At 53.0% G+C, this 6,094-nt stretch carries 3 tRNA genes and 3 rRNA genes; all 6 read right to left on the bottom strand.

The window, feature by feature from the left end:
* The 6 genes from QMP16_RS23410 to QMP16_RS23385 all read right to left on the bottom strand — a co-directional run bounded on the left by QMP16_RS23410 (window position 1) and on the right by QMP16_RS23385 (window position 5,731).
* Window positions 1-77 (bottom strand) — tRNA-Met (locus QMP16_RS23410).
* A 129-nt stretch (window positions 78-206) separates the two neighbouring features.
* A 5S ribosomal RNA gene (gene rrf / locus QMP16_RS23405) occupies window positions 207-321 on the bottom strand.
* Window positions 322-542: 221 nt separating this feature from the next.
* A 23S ribosomal RNA gene (locus QMP16_RS23400) occupies window positions 543-3,407 on the bottom strand.
* A gap of 487 nt (window positions 3,408-3,894) precedes the next feature.
* Window positions 3,895-3,970 (bottom strand) — tRNA-Ala (locus QMP16_RS23395).
* Window positions 3,971-3,979: 9 nt separating this feature from the next.
* A tRNA-Ile gene (locus QMP16_RS23390) sits at window positions 3,980-4,056 on the bottom strand.
* A 215-nt stretch (window positions 4,057-4,271) separates the two neighbouring features.
* A 16S ribosomal RNA gene (locus QMP16_RS23385) occupies window positions 4,272-5,731 on the bottom strand.
* The 16S, 23S and 5S rRNA genes sit together here with 3 tRNA genes alongside, the layout of an rRNA operon.
* Between the last annotated feature and the right edge of the window lie 363 nt (window positions 5,732-6,094).

Genomic DNA, 6,094 nt, shown 5'->3' with positions numbered 1-6,094 from the left:
TGGTTGCGGGAGTAGGATTTGAACCTACGACCTTCAGGTTATGAGCCTGACGAGCTACCGGGCTGCTCCATCCCGCGACAGTTTGCGTTGGCCTATTGCTTACGCTAGTTGAGGCCTTGCGTTGGTCTACCGCCTATTTGGCTAGTTGAGACCGGGTAGTGTTTTTTTGATCGTAAGAGAGAAGTTTGATTGGGGGATTTTTCTAGGTTTGGCGGTGACCTACTCTCCCGGGGCTTAAGCCCAAGTACCATTGGCGCGGCAGTGCTTAACTTCCGGGTTCGGGATGGGACCGGGTGTTTCACTTGCGCTATGACCACCAAACCGAGGAAAATCCCCACGTCGCGATTTGCGAAGCAAACGCGACGGGTGGCAGGCAGCGTATTTGCATGCAAATGCGCGTTGCCACTCGGTAGTTATGTCAATCAACACCGCAGCGTGTTGCTGCGAAGTTATCCATGTTTAATGAGGTGTATGTTTTTGGCTTATTTGTTCGCCTACCGCTTCGCTACTTGAGGCGGTTGGCAGTCTTTCCATTACTGGATCAAATCAAGCCTATCGGGCGATTAGTACCGGTCAACTGAACGCATTACTGCGCTTACATCTCCGGCCTATTGACGTGGTGGTCTTCCACGGCCCTCAGGGAGACCTTGTTTTGAGGGGGGCTTCCCGCTTAGATGCCTTCAGCGGTTATCCTGTCCGATCATAGCTACCCAGCACTGCCGTTGGCACGACAACTGGTCCACCAGTGGATCGTTCACCCCGGTCCTCTCGTACTAGGGGCAACTCCTCTCAAGTCTCCTACACCCACGGCAGATAGGGACCGAACTGTCTCACGACGTTCTAAACCCAGCTCACGTACCTCTTTAAACGGCGAACAGCCGTACCCTTGGGACCTGCTCCAGCCCCAGGATGAGATGAGCCGACATCGAGGTGCCAAACACTGCCGTCGATATGGACTCTTGGGCAGTATCAGCCTGTTATCCCCGGCGTACCTTTTATCCGTTGAGCGATGGCCCTTCCACTCGGGACCACCGGATCACTATGGCCGTCTTTCGACTCTGCTCGACTTGTCAGTCTCGCAGTCAGGCTGGCTTCTGCCATTGCACTCAACGAGCGATTTCCGACCGCTCTGAGCCAACCTTCGCGCGCCTCCGTTACGCTTTAGGAGGCGACCGCCCCAGTCAAACTACCCGCCACGCAGGGTCCCGGATCCGGATAACGGACCGCGGTTAGACATCAAGAGTGCGAAGGGTGGTATCTCAAGGGAGGCTCCACAAAGACTTGCGTCTCTGCTTCAAAGCCCACCACCTATCCTGCACATCACAATCCTGATGCCAGTGCGAAGCTGTAGTAAAGGTGCACGGGGTCTTTCCGTCTAACCGCGGGAAGCCTGCATCTTGACAGGCAATTCAATTTCGCTGAGTCGATGTTGGAGACAGCGGGGAAGTCGTTACGCCATTCGTGCAGGTCGGAACTTACCCGACAAGGAATTTCGCTACCTTAGGACCGTTATAGTTACGGCCGCCGTTTACCTGGGCTTCAATTCAAGGCTCTCACCTCTCCTTTTAACCTTCAGGCACCGGGCAGGCGTCAGACCCTATACGTCGTCTTGCGACTTCGCAGAGCCCTGTGTTTTTAATAAACAGTCGCCACCCCCTGGTTTGTGCCCCCAGCCCCTAGTTGCCTAGGAACCGGGCCTCCTTCTCGCGAACTTACGGAGGTATTTTGCCGAGTTCCTTCAACATCGTTCTCTCAAGCGCCTTGGTATGCTCTACCAGTCCACCTGTGTCGGTTTAGGGTACGGTCTTATAGGAGGGCTATTTCCAGGAACCTCTCAGCAGCCCATTCAATCCAATAAGGATGAACTACCTCTGAGATCCGTCACCACTCCACGGCCTAGGAATATTAACCTAGTTCCCATCGCCTACGCCTTTCGGCCTCGGCTTAGGGGCCGGCTTACCCTGCTCAGATTAGCTTTAAGCAGGAACCCTTGGACTTTCGGCGAGAGTGTCTCTCACACTCTTTGTCGCTACTCATGTCATCATTCTCACTAGTGATCTCTCCACCGGATCGCTCACGCGCCGGCTTCATCGAAAAGACTTGATCCTGCGCTACCGCCTATTCGGCTATTTGAGCGCTTACACGCACCAAATGACCGGCGGCAATATAGGATAAGTCTTATGTCACACTACGCTCTGCTACCATGCCTTACGGCATCCTAAGCTTCGGCTCATGGCTTGAGCCCCGTTACATCTTCGCCGCAGGACAACTTATTTAGACCAGTGAGCTGTTACGCTATCTTTAAAGGATGGCTGCTTCTAAGCCAACCTCCTGGTTGTTTTGGTCGTCCCACCTGCTTTCCCACTTAGCCATGAATTGGGGGCCTTAGCTGTAGGTCAGGGTTGTTTCCCTCTCCACTACGGACGTTAGCATCCGCAGTGTGTCTGCCATCTAGTACTCCCGGGTATTCGGAGTTTGGTTAGGATCAGTAAGCCTGTGGGGCCCCATTACCCATCCAGTGCTCTACCCCCCGGGGTATTCGGATGACGCTCTACCTAAATAGATTTCGCAGAGAACCAGCTATCTCCGAGTTTGATTGGCCTTTCACCCCTAGGCACAGCTCATCCCGATCCTTTTCAACGGATGTGGGTTCGGTCCTCCAGTAAGTGTTACCTTACCTTCAACCTGGCCATGCCTAGATCACTCGGTTTCGGGTCTGATCCCACGAACTCATTCGCCCTATTAAGACTCGCTTTCGCTACGCCTACACCTAACGGCTTAAGCTTGCTCGTGAGACCAAGTCGATGACCCATTATACAAAAGGTACGCCGTCACCCCGCAAGGAGGCTCCGACTGATTGTAGGCGTTCGGTTTCAGGTACTGTTTCACTCCCCTCGTCGGGGTGCTTTTCACCTTTCCCTCACGGTACTGGTTCACTATCGGTCAGCAAGGAGTACTTAGCCTTCGAAGGTGGTCCTCCGATCTTCAGACAGAATTTCACGTGTTCCGCCCTACTTAATACGTCCATCAGAGCTTAGAATACGGGGCTGTCACCCGCTATGGCCATGCTTCCCAACATGTTCTTCTCACTCATCTGGCTCGGCTGGTCCCCGTTCGCTCGCCGCTACTAGGGGAGTATCAATTGATTTCCTTTCCTCCGGGTACTTAGATGTTTCAGTTCCCCGGGTTTGCCTTTATAACCCTATGTATTCAGGTCATAAATACCTGGTTATGCCCATTATTGATTAGCAGTGCTAACAATAACAAACATTCAGGTGGGTTGCCCCATTCAGAAATCCATGGATCAAAGCTTATTCTCAGCTCCCCATGGCTTATCGCAGAGTATCACGTCTTTCATCGCCTCTTGCTGCCAAGGCATTCACCAAACGCCCTTCTCGCGCTTGATTTGATCCAGAAAAAGAAAGACTTGATATTGGCACTACCGCCTATCCGGCTACTTGCGTGCGTTTGACCGCACACAACCGAAGCTGCGCTAGTAATCAAATCAATCGAGACCGCCCAGCTGGTAACTAAAGGCAGTCATTCTTCTGAACCAAAAACATACATTTCCCGCCCCCGCCACTTGGACGAGGACAAATGAGCAACCCCATATGGTCTCTCAGCCGTGCAGCTGATCAACGCAGGTCGCTCGGGTTAGTATATTAGACTTGGACAACTCTGTTCGTTTCGATCGGGATACGCAGACAGGGCCGGCTAGACCCAAACTGCGCCGCTTATCCGAAGATAAGAACGACCGAGATCAGTGCCACACTCGGCACGATCAAACAGTGTTGATTGATTTCTCTCTATACGATGTCAAAGCTTCCGAAGAAGCGACGTCCGATTGGACGGTAAAGAACCAAAATGGTGCTTAACGGTCAAATCGAAGGCAAATGGTGGAGCCTAGGAGGATCGAACTCCTGACCTCCTGAATGCAAATCAGGCGCTCTCCCAGCTGAGCTAAGGCCCCAAAAGTTTTTGGTGGGTCGAGGAGGACTTGAACCTCCGACCTCACGCTTATCAGGCGTGCGCTCTAACCACCTGAGCTACCGACCCAGTTGATTTTGCAAAAGCAAAATCGACGTTGCCCGATTACGTCGTTTGCTTGCAAGCGACGACGGAGGGCCAGACCTCACAGCGTTGCAGGCCTGATATGTTCTGAAGAGATATGAGGACGGCTCGGTCCATGAGTTTGATCAACTTTGTTTGTTGATCTTCTGCTAAGTGTTCCACGATCAAGAGCAAGCTCAAGATGCCAGGAACATCCTTAGAAAGGAGGTGATCCAGCCGCAGGTTCCCCTACGGCTACCTTGTTACGACTTCACCCCAGTCGCTGATCCTACCGTGGCCGCCTGCCCCCCGAAGGTTAGCGCAGCGTCGTCGGGTAGAACCAACTCCCATGGTGTGACGGGCGGTGTGTACAAGGCCCGGGAACGTATTCACCGCGTCATGCTGTTACGCGATTACTAGCGATTCCGACTTCATGGGGTCGAGTTGCAGACCCCAATCCGAACTGAGACAGTTTTTTGGGATTAACCCATTGTCACTGCCATTGTAGCACGTGTGTAGCCCAACCCGTAAGGGCCATGAGGACTTGACGTCATCCACACCTTCCTCCCGCTTATCACGGGCAGTTTCCCTAGAGTGCCCAGCCGAACTGCTGGCAACTAAGGATGTGGGTTGCGCTCGTTGCCGGACTTAACCGAACATCTCACGACACGAGCTGACGACAGCCATGCAGCACCTGTCACTAGGTCACCGAAGTGAAAGACCCATCTCTGGGCCGGTCCTAGGATGTCAAGGGTTGGTAAGGTTCTGCGCGTTGCTTCGAATTAAACCACATGCTCCACCGCTTGTGCGGGCCCCCGTCAATTCCTTTGAGTTTTAATCTTGCGACCGTACTCCCCAGGCGGAATGCTTAATCCGTTAGGTGTGTCACCGAATAGCATGCTACCCGACGACTGGCATTCATCGTTTACGGTGTGGACTACCAGGGTATCTAATCCTGTTTGCTCCCCACACTTTCGCACCTCAGCGTCAGTATCGAGCCAGTGAGCCGCCTTCGCCACTGGTGTTCCTCCGAATATCTACGAATTTCACCTCTACACTCGGAATTCCACTCACCTCTCTCGAACTCTAGACTGATAGTTTTGGAGGCAGTTCCAGGGTTGAGCCCTGGGATTTCACCCCCAACTTTCCAGTCCGCCTACGTGCGCTTTACGCCCAGTAATTCCGAACAACGCTAACCCCCTCCGTATTACCGCGGCTGCTGGCACGGAGTTAGCCGGGGTTTCTTTACCTGCTACCGTCATTATCTTCACAGGCGAAAGAGCTTTACGACCCTAAGGCCTTCATCACTCACGCGGCATGGCTGGATCAGGGTTGCCCCCATTGTCCAAGATTCCCCACTGCTGCCTCCCGTAGGAGTCTGGGCCGTGTCTCAGTCCCAGTGTTGCTGATCATCCTCTAAAACCAGCTATAGATCGTAGGCTTGGTAGGCCATTACCCCACCAACTACCTAATCTAACGCGGGCCAATCCTTTGGCGATAAATCTTTCCCCCGAAGGGCTCATACGGTATTACTCTCCGTTTCCAGAGGCTATTCCGTACCAAAGGGTATGTTCCCACGCGTTACTAACCCGTCCGCCGCTCACCCGAAGGTGCGCTCGACTTGCATGTGTTAAGCCTGCCGCCAGCGTTCGTTCTGAGCCAGGATCAAACTCTCAAGTTGAAAAGCATTGCTGCTTATCCTTGACGTTCGAACCTCTGCACATCTCATCAGGAGGCTAATCCTGATGAAGTCTTCTGTTTGATGTACACAGATTTCCTAAGAAATCAGTGAACCACTCAAACAGTGAAGCTGACACTGGATCATCGAGCCAAAGCCCTACCAGCGCGATATACAGACATTCAATCCGTCGAAACGAACCAAACCGCCCACATATCTCTTCAGTTATCCATCAATGTCAAAGAACAGAACACCAAGAGCCAAAAATCAGACCGTTGCGCCAATAACATCAGCGCGCCCGCCTAAATCATTCCCTAAGATGCCCACCGTCTCTCCGATGCGTCCGGCTGTCTCTCCAACCCGTCC

Origin of the sequence: Ruegeria atlantica (genome assembly GCF_947495585.1) — a bacterium.
Classification (GTDB): Bacteria; Pseudomonadota; Alphaproteobacteria; order Rhodobacterales; family Rhodobacteraceae; genus Ruegeria; species Ruegeria atlantica_G.
Note: the sequence above shows the minus strand (reverse complement) of the source record. Positions and strands in the feature narration are given on the sequence as shown.